Raw genomic sequence first — 23089 nt, forward strand, 5'->3', positions numbered from 1 at the left:
GCGCGACGGAGACGGAAGCATCCACGCTGTCGGCAGAACGGCCACGAGACAGGAGTGACCCATGTTTGCTCGTACGTCACGTATCGCCATCGCAGCAGCCACCACCATCCTCGCCCTGAGTACGGCCGCCGCCACCGCGACCGCGGCCCCCGCCCCGAGGAACTGCGTGCTCGACATCGATTCAGGCAGCATGCAGTGCTACGACACGTTCCAGGAGGCAGTCACCGCTTCCACCAATGGACGGATCACCGACGCCCCGCTGTCGGCGAAGCACATCGACGAGAAGCTGGCCGACCGTCTCAAGGGCTCCTCGAGCACTGCGGGGGCGGAGGCCGTGCAGCTCGGCGTCATCTACACGGACTCGAATTACGGTGGCTCCGCCCTGGTCTTAACCGGCGGCAGCGGCTGCCAGAGCGGCAACGGCCGGGACGCCCAGATCAACCTCGAAGGGACCTGGAACAACTCCGTCAGCTCGCTGACCACGCTGTCTTGCTGGCTGGAGCTGTGGGATGCACCCAACACCTCCGGTGTCCACCAGGAGTACCAGCAGTCGACCTCGTACATCGGGGACGCGATGAACGACCGGGCGAGTTCGATCGCCCTGCTGTAGGACCCCCGGCACGCAACAGCGCCCCGCCCCGCGAAGAGTTGGGGCGGGGCGCCGCCGACGCCGGACCGCGGCGCGGTCCGGCGGCCCGCTGAGAGGGGTCCTCGCATCGGGTGCTTGCCTGCCGGCGGAACCGGCGGTGGTCAGGCGGCGTACCTCTCGGCTCCGGGGGGCCGTTCCATGAGGCGGGTGGCGGCCTGGCCGGTGGTGAGCCGGCCGTGCAGTACACCGACGACGACTTCGGTGATGGGCATGTCGACGCCGTGGCGGCGGGCGAGTCGGAGTACCGACTCGGCGGATTTGACGCCTTCGGCGGTCTGGCTGGTGGCGGCGGTGGCCTGGGCGAGGGTGAGGCCACGGCCGAGGTGTTCGCCGAAGGTCCGGTTCCGGGAGAGGGGGGAGGAGCAGGTGGCCATGAGGTCGCCGACACCCGCGAGGCCGGAGAAGGTGAGGGGGTCGGCGCCGAGGGCGAGGCCGAGCCGGGCGGTTTCGGCGAGCCCGCGGGTGATGAGGACGGCGCGGGCGTTGTCGCCGAGCCGCATGCCGGCGGAGAGGCCGACGGCGAGCGCGATGACGTTCTTGACGGCGCCGCCGAGTTCGCAGCCGATGACGTCGGTGGTGGTGTAGGGGCGGAAGTACGGCGTCTGGGCGAGGGCCTGGAGGCGGGTGGCCACGGCGCTGCTGGTGCAGGCGATCGCGGAGGCGGCCGGCTGCCGTACGGCGACCTCGCGGGCCAGGTTCGGACCGGACAGGACGGCCACGCGGTCGCAGGGGATCCCGGTCACGTCGGTGATCACCTGGCTCATGCGCATGCCGGTACCGCTCTCGATGCCCTTCATCAGGCTCACCACGATGGCGTCCTCGGGGATGAGCGGCGTCCATCGGGTGAGGTTCGCGCGCAAGGTCTGTGCGGGGATCGACACCAGGACGACCTCGGCGCCGCAGACGGCCTCGGACTCGTCGGTTGTGGCGGTCACCTGTTCGGGGAGGGAGACGCCGGGGAGGTAGCGGGGGTTCTCGTGCCGGGAGTTGATCGCTTCGGCGAGTTCGGGGCGGCGGGTGTGGAGAGCGACCTGGCTCCCGGCGTCCGCGAGGACGGCCCCCATGCTGGTGCCCCATGATCCGGCTGAGAGGACCGCGAGGCGGGTCATCGGCTCTCCAAGGTGGTAGGCGCGTCGGTGCAGCGTAGTGGGCGGCGGCGCGTGAGAGCGACCGCCCGTCGGCCGTCCAGGGCGGGCCGGCGGCGGGCCGCTTCGGCGAGCATGCCGCAGGCGTCGCTGGGCCGCCTGCTGGTCGGTGTCAGGGGTGCCCCTGAGCTCGGGATATTGAGGTCGGCCGCCCAGCATCGACAACTTGGCTAAATAGGTACATCAAAGGATGTACATCACATATCGTCCCTCGCGTCGATTCGGTGATCCTTGCCGGTCTCTACGGTTTTTCGTATGGCATCACTGAACGGTGGGACCGGAACACGAGCCATGCCGGCGTGGCGGACCGTGGCCACTCCGATCCTGTTCACCGTGGCTCTTCCACTGGCCGTGTTCTATGCTCTGCGGTCGCAGGGGATCGGACAATGGCTGGCACTGACCGCCAGCGGGGCGGTCCCGGCGGTGCGCATGGCCGTCGTGGCCGCCGCACGGCGTCGCGTGGACAGCTTTGAGGCGTTCATGATCGGCATGCTGGCGGTGCGCGTCGTGACGTCGCTGCTCGTCGGCAGTCCCCGGGTCATCCTCGTCAAGGACGCCGGACTCGCGGCGGCCGCCGGGCTCTGGATCCTGGGCTCGCTTCTCGTGGCGAAGCCTTTCGCCTTCCAGGCCGGCCAGTCCTGGCACGGGCCCGCTGCCGCGCGCACCCGGGAAGCGGCCTGGAGCGTCTCGCCGGCGTTGCGCAGCGGACTGACCCGGCTGACGGTTCTGTGGGGCTGCGCCCAACTGCTGGACTGCGGTGCAGGAGTGCTCGTCGCCCTGCTGCTTCCGGTGGAGTCGGTCCCGGCACTCAACCGCGCGAAGGGACTGGCGCTGCTGTGCGTCGTCGTCCTCATCACCGTCTCCTACAGCCGCCGCTACGGGCGGCGGCACGCACTGTCCCTCTTCGGTTCGTCACCCCTGATCACCAGAAGGGAAGGCTGATCACCATGACTCTCCACCGGACTGAGGCCAAAGAACCCGCAGCCCCCTCATCCCTCGCCCCCGAGGGACTGCGCGCGACGCTCGCGGAGCTGCGGCGTCTGGCCGAACTCCCGCTCGAACGCGGCCAAACGCTGCCATCCCAGGCCTACACCTCCCCCGAGCTGTACGAATGGGAAGTCGAACGGATCTTCCGGCGGGAGTGGCTGTGCGTGGCGCGGGCCGAGGAGATTCCACAGCCGGGAAGTTACCTGCGATTGGACATCCTCGGCACGCCACTGGTGATCACCAGGGACGAGGAGGGCGAGCTGCATGCCCTGTCCCGGGTGTGCCGCCACCGGTTCATGGACCTCCTGCCGCCGGAGACCGCGCCCGAGCACGGCTGCCTGGAACGGCTGACCTGCCCCTACCACACCTGGGCCTATCGGCTGAACGGCCAGTACGCGGGGCAGCTCGCCGGTGCTCCACTGATGCAGCGGGTCGACTTCGACCGGGCCGGCTGCCGACTCCCGGCGCACCGCGTCGAGGTCTGGAACGGCTTTGTCATGCTCAACCTCGACCCCGGTGCGGGGCCGGCTGCGCCCGAATTGCGCGGGCTGGACCTGCGGCTGAACAGCCATGGCATCGCAAACTGGGTGAGTGTCCACACCCAGACCTGGGAGGGCGTACCCGCCAACTGGAAGGTGGCGGTGGAGAACGGCTCCGAGAACTACCACCACATGGGTACGCATGCGCAGAGCCTGGATCCGGTGCTCCCGGGCCGCTACACGGAGGTCGACGAGTGCGACGGCCGCTGGTTCACGATGTTCACCCCGCTGTCGGACGCCGAGCGGGGCGGCACGGGTCTGGGAAGGCATTCAAGATCCGGCCGGGGAGCGCGGCCGGGGATGCTCATCGCCGGAATCTTCCCGCAGTTCGTCCTGGCGGTACTGCCTGGCAGCGCGATCAGCATCCGCTGGCTGCCCACCGGTCCCGCCACCCACGACACTCGGATAACGGCCATGGTTCCGCCCGGAGTGCCGGACACACCCGGATTCGCAGAGCAGCTGGTCGACATTCGCGCCCAGATCGCCCGGATCCAGGAAGAAGATCTGGTGGCCGTCCGCGGCGTTCAGCGTGGCCTGGACTCCCACCCGACCCCGTCCAACGGCCGGTTCTCCCATCTGGAACGCCCGTTGTGGCAGTTCCAGCGCTACCTCGCGGAGCGACTGCTGTGACCGCTGTCAGGCATCGCCGCCCGCGTCGGCCGCATGCGGGAATCGGGGTTCGCACCTGGGCCGCCCGGCGCGCATCCTGTGTGCGCTGACGCAGCAGGGCCGCGCGAGGCGGGCGCGTCCCCACGGCGACTCGGCCCGACTGCACCGGTTGTTGGGGTCGTGGAGCTGCGCGGGCAGCGTGTACGTGTACCGCCACGCACGTACTGCCCGAGGCTCGACCAACCTGTGCCCTCGTTGGCGGAGTTGCCCATTTCCCCCGTGCCCGCACCTGTGCGCATCCCCCTTGGTACGGTCGAAGGATCACAGGTGCGGGCGAGGGGGCGAGCATGCTGGAAGAGGCTTTGGCCGCGCTGGCGGTGGCGAGTGGTACTGCAGTGGTACAAGCCGCGGGTACCGACGCGTGGAACGGGTTCCAGGTGCGGGTGGCTCGCCTGTTCGGCCGTGGGGACGCCCATCGCGAGCGGGCGGAGCTGGAGCGACTCGGCCGGACGGCCGAGCTGTTGGCGGCGGCCGGTATGGAAGAGCCAGAGCAGGTGCGGATCCGTCAGGAGGTTTCCTGGCAGACCCGTTTCGAGACGCTGTTGGAGAGTCTGACTGCCGAGGAACGTGAACAGGTCGCCGCCGAGCTACGGAGCCTGCTCGCGGAGAAGACCGAACACGGCCGGCGCGTCGGCGGGGTGGTGTCCGGCAACACCTTCCATGGCCCGACCGCAATTCAGGTCGGTGACCGAAATCGGCAGGACAACCACTTCGGTCCTGGGGCATGACCAGCAGTTCATCCTTTCACGGCCCTGGCGCGGTGCAGAGCGGTGACCACAATTTCCAGCACAACACCTTCGTTCTTCCCGACGCGGGTATCGGCGTCCCGGTTGACGAGCCGCGCCCCGTGGTGCGGTGGACCGCGCAGGAGCTGGGCGTCCACCCTGCCATCACCGGTACCTCGGGGCCGACCGCCGACGGTGCGTTCGTACTGCCGGAATACGTCGAACGCGAGCACGACGGGTGGCTGCGCGCCCGGTTGAACGAAGCGGCGGCCGGTCAGCGGACGGTCCTGGTCGTCGTGCGCGGAGAGTCGTGCACCGGCAAGACCCGTACCGCATTCGAGGGCGTGCGCAGCTGCTTGGCGGACTGGAACCTCATCTTCCCCAAGACGACCGCCAGCCTGCTCGCTGTGCTGCGCCCTCCCGCGCTCGCCGCGCGGACCGTGCTCTGGCTGAACGAGGCCCAGGAGTACTTCACCGGCCCCGACGGCGAGGCGGCGGCCGCCGCGCTCCGTACCCGGTTGGAGCACCCCGGGCCGGTCGTGATCATCGCGACCCTCTGGCCGACCCATCATCATGCCCTGACCGCAACCGCGGAATTCGGCACTGCCGACGTCCATCCGCAAACCAGGGCGCTCCTCGGGGCCGGCACACCCATCGACGTACCCGGATCTTTCCCCGCGCAGGTTGTGCGGAGCCTGGTGGACTGCCCGGACCCCTCAGTGGCCCTCGCGGCCCGGACCAGTCCCCATGGGACGGTCATCCAGACCCTGGCGGCCGGTCCGCAGCTCATCGACCACTACGAGCAGGCCGTCGGGCGGCACGGCTGCTACGGCCGGGCGATCATCGCTGCGGCCATGGACGCCCGACGGCTCGGGCACGGCATCGTGCTGCCGGCCGAGCTGCTGCGAGCCGCCGCCCCCGGTTACCTCAGCGACGACCAGCGGGCCGCGGCCGCGGAAGACTGGTTCGCCGATGCCCTCGGCTACGCGCGAACCAAGGTGAAGGGCGTCGTTGCGGCGCTGGAACCGGTTGCCGACCCGAACGGTATGGGAGCCCTCCCCGAGATGTACCGCCTGGCCGACTACCTCGACCACCACGCCCGCCTCACCCGGCGATACGACTTCCCGCCCGACTCCTTCTGGACGGCGGCGCTGGGTGGTCGCACACCGGACCTGATGCGTCTGGCGGCTGCGGCCAGGTTCCGAAGCCGGTACCGAATCGCCGCGACTTTGTACCGGCGGGGCGCGGATGCCGGCGACTCCGGTGGTCTGCTGGAGCTGGCGGCGTTGCGCGGGCGGGTGGGGGACCTGGCTGGTGCGGAGCGGCTGTACCGGCAGGCTGCGGATGCCGGTGACTCCCGTGGCCTGCTGGAGCTCGCAGCGCTGCGTGCCCGGCACGGAGACCTGGCTGGTGCGGAGCGGTTGTACCGGCAGGCTGCAGAGGGCGGCGACTCCCGTGGTCTGCTGGAGCTGGCAGCGCTGCGCGTCCGGCAAGGGGACTTGGCTGGTGCGGAGCGGTTGTACCGGCAGGCTGCGGGCGCCGGCGCTCTGCTGGACCTCGCGGAGTTGCGACAGGTGTCGGGCGGCCTGGACCGTGCTGCCCTGGAGTTCGAGCGGGACGCCGATGCCGACCGGACCGGGGTCCTGTTGGAGCTGGCCCGGCAGCGGGAGCAGGTCAATGATCTGGCGGGTGCCGAGAGCCTCTATCGGCTGGCCGCGTCCGCTGGTACTCCGTTGTTCAGGCAGCTGGTGTTCCTGCAGATGCGGAGCCGGGACGCTGAGCTCGTCGGCGTGGGGGCCGATGGGCAGAATGCCCCGCAGACTCCCGATCCTGGGCCCCTGTTGTGGTCGGCATTCCTGCGGAACCGGGGCGGTGACGCGGCGGGTGCCGAACGGGCTGCCCTGCACGCCGCCAACGTCGGCGACCCCGGAGCCCTGCTGACCCTGGCGGCGTTGAAGGAGCGAGCCGGGGACCGGGACGGTGCTGCGGTGCTGCGTAGATTCGGGCTGGCGGCGGACGGTACCGCCGCCGGCCCGTGGGAGGTCTAGGCCGTCTCCAGGGCGAACGCCAGCAGCGTGGAGTTGCCAGAGACCCAGAGACGGTTGCCCGACACCACGGCGGCCCAGGAAGGCGCCTGCGCGCCTGCGACTTGGTACGAAAGGTGCCAGACCTGCTTGCCGTCGGCGAGGTTGTACGCGTACAGGCCGGGGTGGCTGCCGCCGTCGACACCGAGCAGCACCATGCCGGCCGGTGCCGCCAGCACCTGGGCCAGGCCCTTGCCGAGGTCGGGGGTGCGCCAGCGTTCCCGACCGTCGCGCAAGCCGTAGGCCACCAGAGGCCCGTTCCCAGCGGTGACTGTGCCCACCGGGGGAGCCGGGGTGGTCAGGAGCGTTCCGCCGAAGGGACTCAAGGTTTGCACGCCTGGTGTGTGTTGACGCCATAGGACGCTGCCGTCGGCTGAGTCCACGGCGGCGAAGGAGCCGCTCGCGCTGCTCTGCTTGAAGATCACCGTGCGGCCGTCACCACTGAGCAGGACCTCGCCCGCCAGCGTGACGTCCGTGATCTGATCACTGGGGTCCAGGCCGGTGGGGACTGTCCAGAGCGCGTGGCCGTCCCTGAGCCGCAGGGCGGTCAGCTCCGCTGTGTCGTAGCGGAGCGCAACGGCAAGATCCGTGCTCGGGTTCCGGCCGATGCCGAAGATCTCCGGGGCATGGCTCCACAACGGCTGGCCGGAGTGCGGATCCACAGCACGGACAATGCGGCGGAAGTCCGAGCCGCTCCGTGCGGGCACCACGCACAGCAACACACCGCCGCATGGATGGATGATGGCGAGCGGCGCGGACTGGTGCCAGCGCAAGGTGCCCTTCTCGTCGAGGGCGTACAGTTCGCCGGTCTTCGTGGAGGTGACGTACGCCCATCCGTCGGCGCCCGCCCGGGCTGTGAGGTCGCTTTCGGTGGGCTGTGCGTCATCAGGCGGGGTGAAGTGCCAGCGGCTCGCCCCGGTGGCCACGTCGCGCGCGTGCAGGGCGCCGTCCACCTCGACGGCGTACACGGTGTGGCCGTCCGTCACAGAGGGAGCAGGACCGAACGGTTTGCTCTGCCACACCAGGTTCCCAGTGTCCGGGTCGAGGGCGGCCACGCCCGCCCCCTTCGTGTTCGAGACCAGCAGGCGCCCGCCAGCCCGCTGCCACACTTTGGAGAAACCTTCGGGGAGCGGCTTTTGCCACAGCAGCCGGGGCGGGCGCGGTTCCCGCGACGGCCGGCCCCGATACGTCAGGTACCCGCCCACGCTCAGTGCGGTGGCAGCCCCGGCTGCCACTGCGAGTATCCGCCGTCTGCCCAACTGGGGGGCCGGCTCGCCACGCAGGGCGTCCCGTGCGGCCGTCTGCCGATCGCGCAACTCGCGCGTCAAGGATTCCGGCAGCCAGCCGGCACTCGGCAGTGCGGTGGCGCCGAACATCGCAGCCACCTGGGGAAGCGTCGGTCGCTCTCTCGCTTCCTTCATGAGGCAGGCCGCGAGCGCCGGGCGCAGTTCCTCGGGCAACCCCGTCAGATCCGGCTCCCCGCGCGCGGAGCGGTACATCACGGTGTGGAGGGGACCGTCCCCGAAGGCGCCATGCCCGGTGGCGGCGAACACCAGGGTGGCTCCGAGCGAGAAGACGTCCCCCGCCGCGGTGCACGTGCGTCCGGCGAGCTGTTCGGGGGGCATGTAACCAGCGGTGCCGACCAGCCGGTCGGCACCAGTGAGTCCGGACCGGTCCACGGCACGGGAAATCCCGAAGTCGATGACGTAGGGGCCGTCCTCGGTGAGCAGCACGTTGGAGGGCTTCAGATCACGGTGCACCAGCCCGGCGGCGTGGATGGCGGCCAGCGCCTCGGTGAGCCCGGCAGCCAGCCTGTGCCAGGTCCGCTCCGGGAGAGGGCCGTGCGCGGTGACGGCTTCCTCCAGCGAGGGCGCGGGCAGGTAGGCAGTGGCCAGCCAGGGCTGCTCGGCATCGGGATCCGCGGACAGCACCGGGGCGGTGAACGCACCACTGACCTTGAGGACGGCTTCCGTCTCGGCGCGGAACCGTTCCCGGAAGCGGGGATCCCGGGCGTAGCTCTCTCGTACGACCTTCACCGCCACTGCCCGCCCGCCCGGCGTGGCTGCCAGATAGACGCGCCCCATGCCGCCGGACCCGAGTGGCCGGATCACCCGGTACGGGCCGATGGTGTCCGGATGGGAGACCGCCGGTGGCAGGTGCGGCGGGGCCGTCACCCGGCATCCGCGTGGTATGCCCGGATCCGCCCCGCGCCGCAGATGTACACCGTGGAACCGTGTACCGCCAGTGCCCAGCTTTCGAAGTCGGTCAGCATGTCGACGGCTGAGGGCACGAGGGGACTGGACGTCGGCAAGGGCGTGGGCGTTGGCGTGGCGGAGCCGGGCTGCTCCCGCAGCGCCCAGATCTGCTTGCCGTCCGAGGTGCGCAGCACCAGGCAGCCGGCCGTCCCGCCGTTCAGGGTCAGGCCTTTCGCGCCGAACCCCGTGGTGTTGAACAGAGCGGCGGTGACCTGGGCGGAGGCAGCGACGGAAGGCCCCATCCCGAACAGCGGGACGGGGCTGATCACGGTCCACTTGACCTGGCCGCTGTGCAGGTCAACGGCGTAGACGCGGCTGCTGTCACTGGTCAGGACCAGGTTGCCGGCCACCGTCGGGGGCGTGCCTGCAGTCATCGCCACGGCCCAGCGGCGCTGTCCGGTCTGCGCGTCGTACGCGGCCAAGCCGTTGGCGGCATTCAAGGTGATCAGCAGTCCGGGTGCTGCCACCATCGACGTGCGGAGGGCGCCGCTGCCCACCTGCATGAAGGGCGGAAGCTGACTGTTGGGATTGGGGGGGACCTCGGCGGTCCAACGGGAGCTGCCGTCGGTCGCGTTCACGGCGTCCACCGTCAGGCCGGTGTCGGTCTCCCGCGTGTAATAGAACCCGTACTGGTCGGCGGCGAAGTACTTGTTGTAGAGGGAGACCGATGCAACGGGCCGTTGCCATCGGACGCCACCGTTCACCAGGTCGACGGCCACGATGAAGGCGCTCGGGGAGGGAGGCGGCAGTGTGGGCTGCGGGCTGCCGCCGACGCTGCCGGCCTGGAGGGAGATGGCCTGGAAATAGGCGGTGTCGCCATACGTCGACAGCAGCACGGCGGGTGAGAGGGACTTGCCCGTGTTGACCTTGGAGCCCGGCCGGGCCGTGGCCGGGTCCAGCCTCTCGAGGTAGTTGCGCCCGGCGGAGGACGGATCGGTGTCCATGCCCGAGGCGAGCAGGGAGCTGCCGGTCGTGCCCAGGATTCGTGTCCCGAAGGGAAGCGCGGTGTCGTCCTTCAGAGGGAGCGAGTCGGGCCCTGACCCGCACTTCCAGCGGACGGCGCCGGTCGTCGCGTCGAAGGCGGCGGCGGTGGTGGAGCCGTCACCGAGAATCACCGTCGAGTCGAACGGATAGAGCTTGGGCATGATGTCGCTGACGGGTATGGCGCTCGCCCACAGTGGCTTGGGCGCGTCGGTGAGTTTGAGGACCGGAGACGCAGTAGCGATGGGGGTGGCACCGGTCCGCTTCTTGCCATCGCCGATGTTCGCCCAGACCAAGGCGCCCGCTCCACCCGCGACCGCCACCCCGAGGGCGGACAGCCCGCCGATCAGCACCCGTCGGCGGCCGGTGAGCTGCCGGACACCGGGCGGCCTGCCGGGCGGGGGCGGGACCACCGCCATGAGCTCGGCTTCCCGCGCCCGCACCTCCAGTTGCTCGCGCAGCGCCGGGGTCAGCAACGCCTCGGGATCGGACGGCGCGAGCTCGGCGAGCACCTGCTCCAGAGCCGGCCGCTGGGCCGGAGTCTTGTCCAGACAGCGCACCAGCAGCGGATGCAGGGCGGGCGGGACGCCATGAAGGTTCGGCTCGTCCGTCACCACGCGATGCAGGACCCCCTCGTCGCCCGGGCCGAACGGTCCCTCCCCGCAGGCCGCGTACACCAGCACCCCGGCGAGGGCGAAGACATCGCACGCCGGGTCGACCTCGCGGGAGGACACGATCTGCTCGGGGGCCATGAAGGCGGGAGAACCGACCACCGTGCCGGTCCGGGTCAGCCGGGTCTCCTCCACCGCCTTGGTGATGCCGAAGTCGATCACTCTGGGACCGTCCGGGGCCAGCAGTACGTTGCCAGGCTGGAGGTCGCGGTGCACCAGTCCGGCCGCGTGGACCGCCTGCAACGCCTCGACCAGGCCGGTACCGAGCGCGCGCAGCGCCGGCTCCTGGAAGCTGCCGCAGTCGCGTACCGCCTGATCGAGCGTCGGCCCGGGAACGTACACCGTGGCCACCCAGGGCCGGGGCCCGTCGGTGTCGGCGTCGACGACCGGCACCGTGTACACGCCGCTTACCCGACGGGCAGCCGCGACCTCCCGGCGGAAGCGGCTGCGGAACGCGGGGTCATCCGCATATTCCTCAGGCACCTGCTTGACCGCGACCAGTCGCCCCGAGCCCGCCCGGCAGAGGGACACCACCCCCATTCCGCCGGAACCGAGCTCACGCAGCACCACATACGGCCCGATCGTGGCCGGCGCCGCGTCGGGCCCGACTTCCTCATCAGCTGTTCCAACGTCCTTGACCATGTCAATCCCCCTGATTTCCTGGCCAGTCGGCGACTCAGCGTACGGATCTACGAACATTGGCGTACATGGAATGGTGAAGGCCGGCGGCGCAACCGGCGATGCGGGCTGCAATAGCGCCACTACCTCCACCTATGAGGGGCCCGCATCCGCAAGATGGCAGGTCATGGGGTCTGGCATGGCACGGGGGCGGGTGCTCACGCCGGTCGGTGGCGGCAACCACCCAAGCGCGGACCGGCTGCACCGGCGAGGACGCTGCCGGGCGGCCGGTGCTGCGATCCTGGCCTGGGTGAGCCCGCTGGTGGATACCGCGCTCGCCGCTGCCGATGTCGCCGCGGTCGTCTACGAAGTCGGCAATACCTTCGCCCGCCGCCATGTCCTGGCGGTTCAGAACACGATCCGAGCCGCCCGTGCCACGGCCGCCCCCGCGTGGGACGGAGCCCCGGCCACGACCGCATCGGCGGCCGTGAGCCCCTGTCGGGGGCCGGGCGAGCCGGACCCCTTCCGGGCGCGCGCGGGGCGCCCCGCTTGCCGAGAGCCGCGGGCGCACCGAAGTCGGCTGAAGCCGACACAGCCCGAACGGACCGCCGTTTCGGGCGGCCATGCATCTTGGGCGATGTCCTTGCCCGCTCGGCACAGCGGGGAGACCTCGATCCGGAGGAGACGGCCGACCAAGGCAGCACGGCCTGGCAGACTCGCGCCGCCGTCACGCGAATGCCCGGTGCCGCCCAGGCGCGGCGCTCTGGCGTGATGCTCGCTGGCGCACGCCCGGGTAGCACTTGGCCCTGGCAGCACCGCTCACCGCCGCCCCGGGACGGCACGGCGGCACCCGCGCCGACGGCTTCTGAGGGAGTTCACCCTGCCGAGGGAGGGTGATACCCATGGACGGCGCCGTCGACCCCGCGCCCGGCGCACCCCCGGATCGTGCTGTGTGGCAGTGGCGAAACCACTGCCGTCTCACGGGAGCGCTCGGTGGATCCCGGTCCCGGCCGCGGCGTGTACGCTCCCGCGGAACGATGCCCTCCGGCTCAGCGGAAAGGGCACGGTGTTCCGCGCCACCTCGGCCGTTCGAACACGGCCCCATCAGGGAGGTCCCACCGCATGAACCCGTATCTGCGCACCCCCACTGCTCTGACCGTGCTGGCGCTCACCGCCACCCTCGCCGCCTGCGGCACCACCGAGGAGGGCGCCGCGAGCGGGAGCAACAATGTCACGATCGGCCTGCTGCTCCCCGAGAACGAGACCGCGCGGTACGAGAAGTTCGACAAGCCGCTGATGGAGAAGAAGGTCGCCCTGCTGACCCTCGGCAAGGGCAAGGTGGTCTACGCCAACGCGATGGGGGATGCGGCCAAGCAGAACGCCCAGGCCGACGCGATGATCGCGAGCAAGGTCGATGTCCTGGTCGTCGACGCGGTGGACTCCAAGGCGATCGCCGGCGCGGTGACGAAGGCCAAGGCGGCGGGCATCCCGGTCGTCGCCTACGACCGCCTGGCCGAGGGCCCGGTCGATGCGTACGTCTCCTTCGACAACGAGGACATCGGCCGCCTCCAGGGCAAGACCCTGCTGGATTCCCTGGGCGAGAGAGCCAGAAACGGGAAGATAGTCATGATGCACGGCGCCCTCACCGACCCCAACGCCGCCCGCTACAAGGCCGGCGCCCGCACCGTCCTCGACGGCAAGGTGAACATCGGCAAGGAGTACGACACCGCCGAGTGGAAGCGGGAGAACGCGAGCGCCAACATGACGGCGGCGATCTCCGCACTCGGCAAGGACAAGATCGTCGGCGTCTACTCCGCCAACGACGGCATGGCCGGCGGCATCATCTCCGCCCTCAAGGCCGCCGGCGTCTCCCCGCTGCCGCCGGTCACCGGTCAGGACACCGAACTCCCCGCCGTGCAGCGAATAGTGGCGGGCGAGCAGTTCATGAGCGTCTACAAGCCCTACTCCCGCGAAGCCGAGTCCGCGGCCGAACTCGCCGTCCTCCTCGCCCAGGGCGAGAAGATCGACGGAATCATCAACCAGGTGGTCAGCAGCCCCACCACCAAGCGCGTCCCCTCCATCCTCATCCTCGGCGTGTCCGTGACCCGCGACAACATCAAGAGCACCCTGGTCCTCGACAACGTCTACACCGTCGAGGAGATCTGCACCGAGGCCCTCAAGGCCGCGTGCGACGGGATCGGCCTGGAATAGGGCGGCAGGCGGGCGGGGCCCCGCAAGCGCGCCGGCAGCGCGAAGGACAACGACGGCACCGGCCATGACGGGCCGTGTGCCCGGCCCGGTCCGGGGCCCGCGGCGACCCGCGCCCGCCCCGCCTTCGGCGGGTTCCGCGCCGCTCCTTATCCTCGCCCCATGACGGCCACCATCACCGCGCTCTCCGCCGCCGGACTCCGTGCCCACCGCGACGAACTCGCCGACCTGCTGCTCGCCGTGGTCGACGGCGGATCGTCCCTGGGCTTCCTCGCCGGGCTCGACCAGCGGGGCGCCGCCGCCTGGTGGGACTCCCTGCTGCCCGCCGTCGAGGACGGCTCCCTCGCGCTGTGGGTCTCCCGCACCGGCGGCGACGGCCGGATCGACGGCACCGTCAGCTGGCACCGGGAGACCAAGGCGAACGGCCGCCACCGCGCCGAGCTGCGCAAGCTCATGGTCCACCCGGCCGCCCGCGGCCGGGGCACCGCCCGCGCCCTGCTCGCCGAGGCCGAGTCGGCCGCCGCCCGAGCCGGCGTCGTGCTGCTCTTCCTGGACACCGAGACCGGCAGCGGAGCCGAGCGGGTCTACCGCCGCGCGGGCTGGACCGAGGCCGGCACCATCCCCGACTACGCCACCGACCCGGCGGGCCGGCTCCACCCCACGACCCTCTACTACAAGCAGCTCCGCGACGCCCACGGGTGACCTCGCCCGCCGCGCGGCGTTAGACCCGTAGCCGCCGGCCACCGAGCGAGGGAGACCGTATGTCCGCAGCATCGCCCGCCGCACCACTGACCCGCCGCGCGGTTCTCCGTACGGCCTTCACCGCGGCCGTGCTCGCCGGTACGGCCGCGGCCCTGGCGCCCGTACTGCGCGCCCGGCGTCCCCGGCAGACCCTCACCCCGGCGCCGCTCGCCGAGGAGGAGACCTACCGCGGCCGGCACATCGCCGTCGACGTCGCCGGGGTCCGGATCGACGGCCGCCCGCTGCACGTCATGCGCCGGGCCGACGGCAGCTACCTCAGCGGGATCAACCACTTCCAGTCCTATGCCACGCCACTGGAACTGGCCCGGGCCGCCGTCGACGAACTGGGCACCGCCCAGCTCGCCTTCGCGGCCCCGCACCACGGCTGAACTGACCCAAGGGAACCGGAGGAGCCCCGCATTGCACACCCGGCAGAACCAGAAGAACCTCACCAGCGCCCAGAAGAAGCGGTTCACGGCGGCGGTGCTGGAGCTCAAGCGCGACGGGGCCTACGACGCCCTCGTGCGCACCCACGACAAGTACTTCGTGCCCGACCGCGACCGCAAGCTGCGCGTCGGGCACATGTCCCCGTCCTTCTTCCCGTGGCACCGGCGCTATCTGCTGGAGTTCGAGCGGCAGCTGCAGGAGATCGACCCGGGCGTGAGCGTCCCGTACTGGGACTGGACCGCCGACCCCAGCCCGGTCTCCTCCCTGTGGGCCGACGACTTCCTCGGCGGCACCGGCCGGGCGAGCGACCGCAAGGTGATGACCGGGCCGTTCGCCTACGACACGGGCAACTGGACGGTGACCGTGGGCATCACCGAGTCCGCGTTCCTCACCCGCAACCTCGGCCGGCCGCAGAATCCCATCACCCTGCCCACCGCGGCCGAACTCCAATGGGCGATCGACGACCCGACCTACGACGTCTCCCCCTGGGACTCCACGGCCACCGCGGGCGGCTTCCGCAACAAGCTGGAGGGCTGGTCGGCCCCCAGGAGCGAGCGCTGGCGCAACCACAACAAGGTCCACCAGTGGATCGGCGGCCACATGACCGGCGGTACGGCGCCCAACGACCCGGCGTTCTGGCTGCACCACGCCTTCGTCGACCTGATCTGGGACCGCTGGCAGCAGAAGCACCCCGGCTCCGGCTATCTGCCCGCCGCCCCGCTCGCCGTCGGCGACCTCCAGCGCGGCCGGGTGATCGCCCTCGACGAGCCGATGCCGCCGTGGAACGTCACCCCGCGCGAGATGTCCGACCACCAGGGCCTGTACCGCTACGAATGACGCGCGCGGCCCGTGCGTACCCGCCGTGCGCGGGGGCACAGGGGCACAGGGGGAAGGGCCCCCGCCGGGTGGCGGGGGCCCTTCCGTCGATCAGCCGATCACACGATCAGGCGATCAGTGGCCGTAGTCGCCACCCTCGGTGTGGTGGCCGCCGTGGCCGGAGGCGTTGACGCAGGTGTTGCCGAACGCCGGGTTCAGCAGGGCGATCACGTTCACGGTGTTGCCGCAGACGTTGACCGGGACGTGCACCGGAACCTGGAGCAGGTTGCCCGACAGGACACCGGGGGAGCCGACCGCCGCACCGTGCGCTCCGGCATCGGCGACAGCCAGACCCGCACCGGCGACCACGGCGCTGCCGGTGACAGCGGTGATGGCGAATGCCTTCGCGATACGCGACATCAAGATCTCCTCGTGAGATGTGTGGGGCGCCACAGGATCTCTGTGGCATTTGACATGGCATACAACGCGGGGGAGGCCAAGGGGTCACGGCCCGTGCGCCTACCTGGTGACGGAAAACCGGACGGAGGCGAAATACGGCCGCACCTGGCCGACCTCCCCGGGCCGCATGACCCGCAGGGCCCGGCCGGAACACCGGTGGCCCTCGAAGAGGGTCGCCGAGCTCCCGGTCCCGTTGGTGACCGCCCGGGCGCCGCCGCCCTCCGCCTCGACGCACCCCCTCGGCGCGGTGAGGCCGTGGACCCGGTCGTCCTGGCCGACGTACTGGAAGTCCGGACCGGCGGCCGCATGCGCCGCACCGGGCAGGAGCGTGGCGCCCGCCAGGAGCAGGACGGGCACGGCAGGGTGGATACGCAGGAATCGCATGCCCGTCCAACCGGGCCGGGCCCGGACCCGGTCACGCCTTGTCACCCGTTGGACGGCTGTGCGACGGTGCGGCGGTGCGACCGGCACCGTCATCGCAGGAGGACGAGATGAGCGCAGAGGCTGCCGCCGACGGCCGCCGCCGGCCGCGGGCCAGGACGGCGACCGGGGTCGTCGAGGGCCGGACCGGGCCCGGGGGGACCGCCGTATTCCTGGGCATCCCCTACGCGGCCCCGCCCGTCGGCGCCCTGCGCTTCGCGGCTCCCGAGCCCCCGGCCGCCTGGGACGGCGTACGGGATGCCGCCGCCTACGGGCCGACCGCGCCCAAGGTGCCCTACCCGGACACCTTCGCGGCCCTGCTCCCCGACCCGGTGATCCCGGGGGACGACTGCCTGAACGTGAACGTGTGGACCCCCGACCCGGCCCCCGGTGCCCGGCTGCCCGTCATGGTCTGGATCCACGGCGGCGCCCACACCCGCGGCTCCTCGGCCGTCCCCGTGTACGACGGCTCCGCCTTCGCCCGCGACGGGGTCGTGCTCGTCTCCTTCAACTTCCGCCTCGGCGTCCTCGGCTACGGACTCTTCCCCGACGCCCCCGCCAACCGCGGCCTGCTGGACCAGATCGCCGCCCTCACATGGGTCCGCGACAACATCGGGGCCTTCGGCGGGGACCCCGACCGGGTCACCGTCTTCGGTGAATCCGCCGGGGCCATCGGCATCGGCGCCCTCCTGGCCGCCCCGCGCGCGGCCGGGCTCTTCGCCCGGGCCGTCCTGCAGAGCGGCGCCCCCGAGGTCGTGGCGCGCACCAAGGTCCGCGCCACGGTCCGGCGGATGGCTTCGCTCCTCGAGGTGGACGCCACCGCCGCGGCCTTCACGGCCACCGCCCTGCCCGACCTGCTCACCGCCCAGGCGGCCGTCCTGCGCCGATCGGGCCCGCTCCTCGGCGGACCCGCCTTCGGCCTGGTCACCGACCCGGACACGGTCCCGGCCGACCCCCTCGACACCCTGTGCGCGGCGGCCGCCTCCGGAGAGGTGCCGCTGCTCCTCGGCTGGACCCGTGACGAGTACCGGCTGTGGCTCGCCCCCACCGGCGGGATGCGGCTGCTGGACCGGCTCGGCCCGCTCGCCGTGGTGCTGGCCCGTGCCCGCTCCGGCAAGGACCGGGCGGCCGTACGGGCGCTGCGCGCCGCGCTGCCCGCCGCGGGCCCCGCCGAACTGGCCGGACAACTGCTCACCGACCACCTGCTGCGCGACCCGCTGCGCAGGCTCGCCGGGGCGCGGCGGGCGGCGCCGAGCTTCCTGTACGAGTTCGGCTGGCCCTCCGGCCTGCCGGGCCTGGGCTCCTGCCACGCCCTGGAGCTGGGCTTCGTGTTCGACACGCTCGCGGTGCCGGAGGCCGCCTGGCTGGCCGGGCCGGACACCCCGCAGGCGCTGGCGGACGAGATGCACGCGGCCTGGGTGCGGTTCGCGGTGACGGGCGATCCGGGCTGGGCGGCCTGGAACGGCGACGGCCCGCCGAAGGTGTTCGGCGGGCCGGAGCTCGATGGTGCGGGGGCGCCGGTGGTTACTCGACGGGCCCTTCCATGACCTTGCTGATGTACTGGACCGGCCCTTCGCCCATGTTCGGCACATAGGTCTTGGCGTTGTGCTGGCCGCCCTTGATGACCTTCAACTCGGCGTGGATGGGGCCCTTGTTGCCATAGGTGGCGACGAACTTCTGCACGTCGGGCAGGGTCTTCTTGTTGTTCTCGCTGTCGCCGACCTGGAAGGCGAGGTAGACCTCCGGGCCCTTGGTGTCGATGAGCTGCTTCGCCAGCAGCTCCGGGTTGTTCTCGGCCTTCTCCTTGTCGTGGCCCTTCCACAGGGAGGAGTCCGGGACGACGTCCGGGCCGGAGGCGATCACGGCCTTGAACTTGTCCGGGTGCTTCAGTACGGCCTTCAGGCCCGCGAATCCGCCGGTGGAGGAGCCCATGAAGGCCCAGCCGTCACGGGACTTGACGGTGCGGAAGTTCGCCTTCATCAGGTCCGGGACGTCCTCGGTCAGCCAGGTGCCCATCTTGGGCTGGCCGGGTATGTCGGAGCCGTCCCAGTAGATGCCCTTGTCGTCCGGCGCCGGGTTGAGGACCGGCATGGCCAGGATGAAGGGCTTGCTCTTGCCCTCCGCGTACCACTTGCTGATGCTGGTCTGGAGACCGAGGTCGGTGCCCATCCAGTAGTTGCTCGGGTAGCCGGCGCCGCCCGGCAGGGCGATCATGACCGGGAAGCCGCTCTTGGCGAACTTCGGGTCGTTGTACTCCTTGGGGGCCCAGACCCAGACCTTGCCCTTGAAGCCGGACTTCTTGCCGTCCAGCGTGGTGACGGCCACGTGCGTGCCGTCGGCGAGGGTCATGGTGTTCTTGAACTCGGAGGCCGGCCCGGTCGGCATCAGCATCTTGGAGTTCGGCGGCGGGGGAGCGTCGTTCTTCTTGCCGCCCCCCGCGGGCGTCTGCCCGAAGGACACCGCGGAGCCCTTGTCGGTGAACGGGGGTATCTCGTAGTGGTTCAGCACGAGCGCGGCTATACCGGCGAGCGCGAGCACGGAGGCGCCCGCGATCAGCCAGCGGCGTCCCCTGCGGCGGCGCGGCGGCTCCTCGGGGAGGAGGTCCTGCGGTCCGTAGCGCGCCGTCTGTTCGTACTGGTCCTGCGGTGCGTACTGCGGCTGCTGCCCGTACCGGTCCTGCTGCCCGTACGGCTGCTGGGGGCGGCCGGGCGGCGGCTGCTGTCCGTACGGCCGGCCGTACTGGTCGCCGTGGGGCGGCTGCGGTATCTGTCCTTCCGGCCGGTACGGCTGGTACTGCTGCCCGTCGGGTGCGTACGACATGTGCGGTGGCTCTCCGGCTGGTGCTGCCCCAGAGGGGCGGGGTGGTCTGACTGCTGGGTCCTTCCGTTCGAAGGATGAACGAAAGCATGTCAGGGTTCCGCACTTTCCCTACTCTTGGGGTGCCCTGGGGAAGGCCATTGCCTGGCATCCGGACGCCCGGTGGAGTTCACGGACCCGCCCCCGTCCGGGCCTGGCTCTTGTGCAGGTCGCCGGTTATGGTGCCCCCGCGCCGCCCCCGGAACCCCACCCCGCCCCGGAGTCATCCCATGTCGCTCCAGCGCCGGATCCTGATCCTGGTCACCGCCGTGGCCCTGCTCGCGGCCGTGGGCGTACTCGCCGTCGTGCGGGCCTCCTCGCGCGCCGACGAGAAGGACCACGCCCGGGCGGGCGGCCCGCCGGTCACCCCGGGCGCGGTCTCGCTGGCGCCGGACGACGGCGGCCGGCGGATCGTGTTCCGCAACATGGCCTGGGGACCGCACCGGGACGAGCTCGCCACGGTCGCGGCCGGCGCGCCGGAGGGGCCCCGTACCGCGTCCGGGGTGAGCTGCCTGCGCTTCCACGCGGCCGGTGGCACCGGGATCTGCCTCCGGGCGGACCGCGGCGGGCTCCAGGAGGGCTACCGGGCCGTCGTCCTCGACGCCCGGCTGAAAGAGGTGTCGGCACACCCGCTCGGCGGCCTCCCCACCCGGGCCCGGGTCTCACCGGGCGGGCACCTCGCCGCCTGGACCGTCTTCGTCGGCGGGGACTCGTACGCAGGTACGAATTTCTCGACGCGGACCTCGGTGCTCGACCTGCGCACCGGCACGCTCGACGCCTCGCTGGAGGACTTCACGATCCTGAAGGACGGCAAGCCGTACCGCAGTGCCGACGTCAACTTCTGGGGGGTGACCTTCGCCGCGGACGAGCGGACCTTCTACGCGACCCTCGCCACCGGAGGCCGGACCCATCTGGTCCGCGGGGACCTGGGCGAGCGCACCGTGACCACCCTGCGCGAGAACGCCGAGTGCCCGTCGCTGTCACCGGACGGGACCCGGGTGGTCTTCAAGAAGCGCGTGCCGGGCCTGCCGGCCGAGGCGCCCTGGCGGCTGTACGCGCTGGACCTGGCCTCCGGAGCCGAGCACCCGCTCGCCGAGGAGCGCAGCGTGGACGACCAGGTGGTGTGGACCGACGACCGGACCGTCGTCTACGCCTTGCCGGGGGACTTCGGCGCCGACCTGTACGCCGTACCGGCCGACGGGGGCGGCGCCCCCGCCCGGCTCGTGGACTCGGCCCTCGCCCCGGCCTTCCTCGGCTGAGGAGGCCGCGGCGAGGGCCGGGGGAGGAGCGTTTTTCCGTTCTTCGTCCGGCTGGACGCGGTTACGCGGGGATCAGGGTCTTGCGGCGCCGCTTGCGCTGCGCGCCCGCCGACAGCCTCAGCTCGATGATCGACCGTACGGCCGGCCACTCCTCGTCGAGGATCGAGTAGAAGGCCGTACTGCGGACGGCGCCGTCGAGCCCCCGCGAATGGGCCCGGCGGACCCCCTCGCAGGTGAAGCCCAGACGTTCCATGGCGGCTCGCGACCGGCCGTTGCGCGCGTCCGCGCGCAGCGAGATGCGCCGTACCCCCCAGGTCTCGAAGGCATGGCGGAGCATGAGCAGCTTCGCCTCGGTGTTGATGCCGGTTCCCTGGGCGCCCGGGGACAGCCAGGTATTGCCGATCTCGGCGGCATCGGGGATCGCCGTCGCCGGATCGCCGAACGGGACTCCGGGCACGGCGGGCCAGACCAGAGGCCCCTGCCAGTAGTCGAGTTCCAGGAACCGGGTCGAACCGACGACCCGCCCGTCGGTGGCTCTGACCACCGCGAACGGGAGCGATCGACCCGCTGCCTGATCGGCGAGGGCACGTTCGATGTACTCGTGTGACGCCTGCACCCCATGGGGTACGGGGGTGAAGGCGTAAGTCGTACGATCCTCGGCCCCGGCCACGGCCAGAGCCTCGGTGTGGTGGGGGGCGAGGGGCTCGAGCCGCACGGTGCGGCCCGCGAGGTGTACGGGTACGGGCACGGAGCCTTCGGTCCTTCTGGGCGGTGGGGTGGTTGCACAGTCTGCGTCCATGACGTCGCCCCCCGTGCAAAACACGAGTGAAAGGCAACCGGCTGTCAGGTGAACGCGAGTGGCTCAATGTAGCTCCTTAATGTCCTCTCATGAACCCCCAATTTGGCAATGGCGTGACACTGATTTCCGGGGACTTGGGTCCCCGCCCCGGAGGACCCGTAATCATGATCGACGGACATCCCTTCAACCGCACGGCGTGGGCCCCCCGGACGGCCGCCCCGGCGGCCGCCGGTTGCCGTGCGATCATGCCTGACCTGCGGGAATGCGGATAGATCCGGGTGGCCCCGGGTCAGGCTCCGCTCGTGGGTCCCGCGGCCGGGGCCACCGGTCCGCCGCCCCGCCCGGAGGTCGAACACATGGTCGTCGGCGGTGTGTCCGTGAGCGGCCGCACCCCGGGGGAGGTACGACTGCGCCACCCGGGTCTGCTACGGGGCCCGCGGGGCCGCCGTAGAGTCGAAGCGATGCCTGTGTCCGCCGAGGAGGGTGTACATGCTGCGAGGTGTTGCGACGATCAACTTCTGGGCCGACGACCTGGAGACCGCCAAGGCCTGGTACACCGAGCTCCTCGGGATCGCCCCGTACTTCGAGCGGCCCGGTTACGCCGAGTTCCGCATCGGCGACTACCAGCACGAGCTGGGCATCGTCGACCGCCGCCACGCCCCGCCGGGCGCGGCGAAGGACCCGGGCGGCGCGGTGGCCTACTGGGCCGTCGACGATCTCCCCGCGGTCCACGCGCGGCTCCTGGCCCTCGGGGCGACGGAGTACCAGCCGGTGACCGCGCACGGCGACGGCGGCTTCGTCACGGCGGCCGTCACGGACCCCTTCGGCAATGTGCTCGGCATCATGTGCAACCCGCACTACCTGGAGGTCCTCGAAGGGGCGACCCCGGACCCGGCCTGACGCCGGTCCCGCGCCGCTGAGATCATCTCGGGTATGGACGACGTACTGCGGCGACTGGCCGCCGTGGGGCCCTTCTTCACCGTCCCCTGCGGGAAGGAACCGCCCGGCCCCGGCTTCCGGCCGCTCACCGCGCTGTACGGGGAGCGGCTCGGGCCGTACGTGGCCGAGGTGGGGCGGCGGATCGGCACCGGGCCGGGCCGGGTGGCCGCCTCGACCGCACAGTTCGGGATCGTCTCCCGGCTCTGGTCGCTGGGGCTCGGGTGCGCGGCACTGGCGGGCCGGGTTCCGGACCTGGCCCCTGACCGGGTGTGGTGGCGGCTGCCGGACGCGGGATCGCTGCAGCTGTGGCTGCCCGAGCCCGCCCCCGGCCTGCCGGCCGAGGCGCTCGGGGAGAACGTCCTGGCGAACCTGGCCGTGCTCGACGAGGCCCTGCGCGAGCGCTTCGGGGTCTCGCCGAAGGTCCTGCGGGGGAACGCGGCGTCCGGGCTCGTCGGGGCGCTGCGCGTGCTGATCGACCGGGTGCCGGGCGGCGCGGCCGTGGAGCTGGCGGGCGCCCTGCTGGCCGACGGCGGAGCGCTGGCGGGCACCGGCACCTTCATCCATGAGGAGGGGCTCGGAGTGGCGTTCGTACGGCGCAGCTGCTGCCTCTACTACCAGGTGCCCGGAGGCGGGCTCTGCGGCGACTGCGTGCTGCGGACCGCGCGGCGGACGGGCTGACAGCCGTCCTGACAGCCGTCCTGACAGCCGTCCTGACAGCCGTCCTGACGGACGGCCTGACGGACGGCGTGACGGAGGGCCCCACGGTCACCGGCCGACGCACGCGGCCGTTCGGAGCAAGGGAGGGCGCGCCGCGCCCCGGCC

The 23089-nt window shown here is 71.5% G+C and carries 20 protein-coding genes; 13 read left to right on the forward strand and 7 right to left on the reverse strand.

Annotated features, from left to right (window positions below):
• Positions 1–61 precede the first annotated feature (61 nt).
• Positions 62–610: a hypothetical protein gene (locus tag JYK04_RS38440; RefSeq protein WP_189744440.1), complete on the forward strand. Its 549-nt coding sequence runs from the start codon at positions 62–64 to the stop codon at positions 608–610.
• Positions 611–750: 140 nt separating this feature from the next.
• Here the strand turns inward: JYK04_RS38440 and JYK04_RS38445 are convergent, their stop codons facing one another.
• Positions 751–1758 carry an NAD(P)H-dependent glycerol-3-phosphate dehydrogenase gene (locus JYK04_RS38445; protein WP_189744442.1) on the reverse strand — a complete coding sequence of 336 codons (1008 nt, stop codon included), beginning with the start codon at positions 1756–1758 and terminating at the stop codon, positions 751–753.
• A 291-nt stretch (positions 1759–2049) separates the two neighbouring features.
• Between JYK04_RS38445 and JYK04_RS38450 the strand changes: the two genes are divergently transcribed.
• The 4 genes from JYK04_RS38450 (at position 2050) to JYK04_RS38465 (ending at position 6762) form a co-directional block, all read left to right on the forward strand.
• A complete protein-coding gene (locus tag JYK04_RS38450) occupies positions 2050–2736 on the forward strand; it encodes a VC0807 family protein (RefSeq protein WP_229876634.1) in 687 nt (228 codons plus the stop codon).
• 5 nt (positions 2737–2741) lie between these two features.
• Entirely contained in the window at positions 2742–3950 is a 1209-nt protein-coding gene (locus tag JYK04_RS38455) for an aromatic ring-hydroxylating oxygenase subunit alpha (protein ID WP_189744444.1), read from the forward strand.
• A 326-nt stretch (positions 3951–4276) separates the two neighbouring features.
• Positions 4277–4717 carry a hypothetical protein gene (locus JYK04_RS38460; RefSeq protein ID WP_189744446.1) on the forward strand — a complete coding sequence of 147 codons (441 nt, stop codon included), beginning with the start codon at positions 4277–4279 and terminating at the stop codon, positions 4715–4717.
• Entirely contained in the window at positions 4714–6762 is a 2049-nt protein-coding gene (locus JYK04_RS38465) for an SEL1-like repeat protein (RefSeq protein ID WP_229876636.1), read from the forward strand. The genes JYK04_RS38460 and JYK04_RS38465 overlap by 4 nt, the downstream gene beginning before the upstream one ends.
• Here JYK04_RS38465 and JYK04_RS38470 read toward each other — a convergent pair.
• Positions 6759–8972 (reverse strand): serine/threonine-protein kinase, encoded by a 2214-nt coding sequence (locus JYK04_RS38470; RefSeq protein ID WP_189744448.1) that lies wholly within the window; start codon positions 8970–8972, stop codon positions 6759–6761. The two genes, JYK04_RS38465 and JYK04_RS38470, sit on opposite strands and share 4 nt — an antisense overlap.
• Positions 8969–11476, reverse strand: a complete 2508-nt coding sequence (locus tag JYK04_RS38475) for a protein kinase domain-containing protein (RefSeq protein ID WP_202185968.1) — start codon at positions 11474–11476, stop codon at positions 8969–8971. Before JYK04_RS38475 ends, JYK04_RS38470 begins: the two co-directional genes overlap by 4 nt.
• 969 nt (positions 11477–12445) lie before the next feature.
• Here JYK04_RS38475 and JYK04_RS38480 point away from each other — a divergent pair.
• The 4 genes from JYK04_RS38480 (at position 12446) to JYK04_RS38495 (ending at position 15556) form a co-directional block, all read left to right on the forward strand.
• A complete protein-coding gene (locus JYK04_RS38480; protein ID WP_189744451.1) occupies positions 12446–13534 on the forward strand; it encodes a sugar ABC transporter substrate-binding protein in 1089 nt (362 codons plus the stop codon).
• A gap of 159 nt (positions 13535–13693) precedes the next feature.
• Positions 13694–14233 carry a GNAT family N-acetyltransferase gene (locus JYK04_RS38485; protein WP_189744452.1) on the forward strand — a complete coding sequence of 180 codons (540 nt, stop codon included), beginning with the start codon at positions 13694–13696 and terminating at the stop codon, positions 14231–14233.
• 59 nt (positions 14234–14292) lie between these two features.
• Positions 14293–14661, forward strand: coding sequence for a tyrosinase family oxidase copper chaperone (locus JYK04_RS38490; RefSeq protein ID WP_189744454.1), 369 nt, complete (start codon positions 14293–14295; stop codon positions 14659–14661).
• Between the two features lie 31 nt (positions 14662–14692).
• Positions 14693–15556 carry a tyrosinase family protein gene (locus tag JYK04_RS38495; protein WP_189744456.1) on the forward strand — a complete coding sequence of 288 codons (864 nt, stop codon included), beginning with the start codon at positions 14693–14695 and terminating at the stop codon, positions 15554–15556.
• A 114-nt stretch (positions 15557–15670) separates the two neighbouring features.
• Here JYK04_RS38495 and JYK04_RS38500 read toward each other — a convergent pair whose 3' ends face one another.
• Together JYK04_RS38500 and JYK04_RS38505 are read right to left on the reverse strand one after the other, a co-directional pair.
• A complete protein-coding gene (locus tag JYK04_RS38500; protein WP_189744458.1) occupies positions 15671–15955 on the reverse strand; it encodes a chaplin in 285 nt (94 codons plus the stop codon).
• Positions 15956–16054: 99 nt separating this feature from the next.
• Positions 16055–16351: a hypothetical protein gene (locus JYK04_RS38505; RefSeq protein ID WP_189744460.1), complete on the reverse strand. Its 297-nt coding sequence runs from the start codon at positions 16349–16351 to the stop codon at positions 16055–16057.
• A gap of 134 nt (positions 16352–16485) precedes the next feature.
• Here JYK04_RS38505 and JYK04_RS38510 point away from each other — a divergent pair, with 134 nt between their 5' ends.
• Complete coding sequence (locus JYK04_RS38510; protein WP_189744462.1) at positions 16486–17961, forward strand: carboxylesterase/lipase family protein; 1476 nt, start codon at positions 16486–16488, stop codon at positions 17959–17961.
• On the opposite strand, the gene JYK04_RS38515 is transcribed toward JYK04_RS38510, so the two are convergent.
• A complete protein-coding gene (locus JYK04_RS38515; RefSeq protein WP_189744464.1) occupies positions 17939–19234 on the reverse strand; it encodes an alpha/beta hydrolase in 1296 nt (431 codons plus the stop codon). The genes JYK04_RS38510 and JYK04_RS38515 overlap by 23 nt on opposite strands.
• A gap of 266 nt (positions 19235–19500) precedes the next feature.
• Between JYK04_RS38515 and JYK04_RS38520 the strand changes: the two genes are divergently transcribed.
• Complete coding sequence (locus JYK04_RS38520) at positions 19501–20529, forward strand: TolB family protein (RefSeq protein WP_189744466.1); 1029 nt, start codon at positions 19501–19503, stop codon at positions 20527–20529.
• 61 nt (positions 20530–20590) lie between these two features.
• Here JYK04_RS38520 and JYK04_RS38525 read toward each other — a convergent pair whose 3' ends face one another.
• Positions 20591–21277 carry a GNAT family N-acetyltransferase gene (locus JYK04_RS38525; protein WP_150261243.1) on the reverse strand — a complete coding sequence of 229 codons (687 nt, stop codon included), beginning with the start codon at positions 21275–21277 and terminating at the stop codon, positions 20591–20593.
• Positions 21278–21817: 540 nt separating this feature from the next.
• Here JYK04_RS38525 and JYK04_RS38530 point away from each other — a divergent pair.
• On the forward strand, positions 21818–22228 hold the full coding sequence (locus tag JYK04_RS38530) for a VOC family protein (protein WP_189744469.1): 411 nt from the start codon (positions 21818–21820) through the stop codon (positions 22226–22228).
• 33 nt (positions 22229–22261) lie between these two features.
• A complete protein-coding gene (locus JYK04_RS38535; RefSeq protein WP_189744471.1) occupies positions 22262–22945 on the forward strand; it encodes a (2Fe-2S)-binding protein in 684 nt (227 codons plus the stop codon).
• Positions 22946–23089: the final 144 nt, after the last annotated feature.

The organism is Streptomyces nojiriensis, from assembly GCF_017639205.1.
GTDB lineage: Bacteria > Actinomycetota > Actinomycetes > Streptomycetales > Streptomycetaceae > Streptomyces > Streptomyces nojiriensis.

Coding starts and splice junctions, on each gene's coding strand:
- JYK04_RS38440 (WP_189744440.1), top strand. CDS start 62: ATGTTTGCTCGTACGTCACGTATCGCCATCGCAGCAGCCACCACCATC.
- JYK04_RS38445 (WP_189744442.1), bottom strand. CDS start 1,758: ATGACCCGCCTCGCGGTCCTCTCAGCCGGATCATGGGGCACCAGCATG.
- JYK04_RS38450 (WP_229876634.1), top strand. CDS start 2,050: ATGGCATCACTGAACGGTGGGACCGGAACACGAGCCATGCCGGCGTGG.
- JYK04_RS38455 (WP_189744444.1), top strand. CDS start 2,742: ATGACTCTCCACCGGACTGAGGCCAAAGAACCCGCAGCCCCCTCATCC.
- JYK04_RS38460 (WP_189744446.1), top strand. CDS start 4,277: ATGCTGGAAGAGGCTTTGGCCGCGCTGGCGGTGGCGAGTGGTACTGCA.
- JYK04_RS38465 (WP_229876636.1), top strand. CDS start 4,714: ATGACCAGCAGTTCATCCTTTCACGGCCCTGGCGCGGTGCAGAGCGGT.
- JYK04_RS38480 (WP_189744451.1), top strand. CDS start 12,446: ATGAACCCGTATCTGCGCACCCCCACTGCTCTGACCGTGCTGGCGCTC.
- JYK04_RS38485 (WP_189744452.1), top strand. CDS start 13,694: ATGACGGCCACCATCACCGCGCTCTCCGCCGCCGGACTCCGTGCCCAC.
- JYK04_RS38490 (WP_189744454.1), top strand. CDS start 14,293: ATGTCCGCAGCATCGCCCGCCGCACCACTGACCCGCCGCGCGGTTCTC.
- JYK04_RS38500 (WP_189744458.1), bottom strand. CDS start 15,955: ATGTCGCGTATCGCGAAGGCATTCGCCATCACCGCTGTCACCGGCAGC.
- JYK04_RS38510 (WP_189744462.1), top strand. CDS start 16,486: ATGAGCGCAGAGGCTGCCGCCGACGGCCGCCGCCGGCCGCGGGCCAGG.
- JYK04_RS38515 (WP_189744464.1), bottom strand. CDS start 19,234: ATGTCGTACGCACCCGACGGGCAGCAGTACCAGCCGTACCGGCCGGAA.
- JYK04_RS38520 (WP_189744466.1), top strand. CDS start 19,501: ATGTCGCTCCAGCGCCGGATCCTGATCCTGGTCACCGCCGTGGCCCTG.
- JYK04_RS38530 (WP_189744469.1), top strand. CDS start 21,818: ATGCTGCGAGGTGTTGCGACGATCAACTTCTGGGCCGACGACCTGGAG.
- JYK04_RS38535 (WP_189744471.1), top strand. CDS start 22,262: ATGGACGACGTACTGCGGCGACTGGCCGCCGTGGGGCCCTTCTTCACC.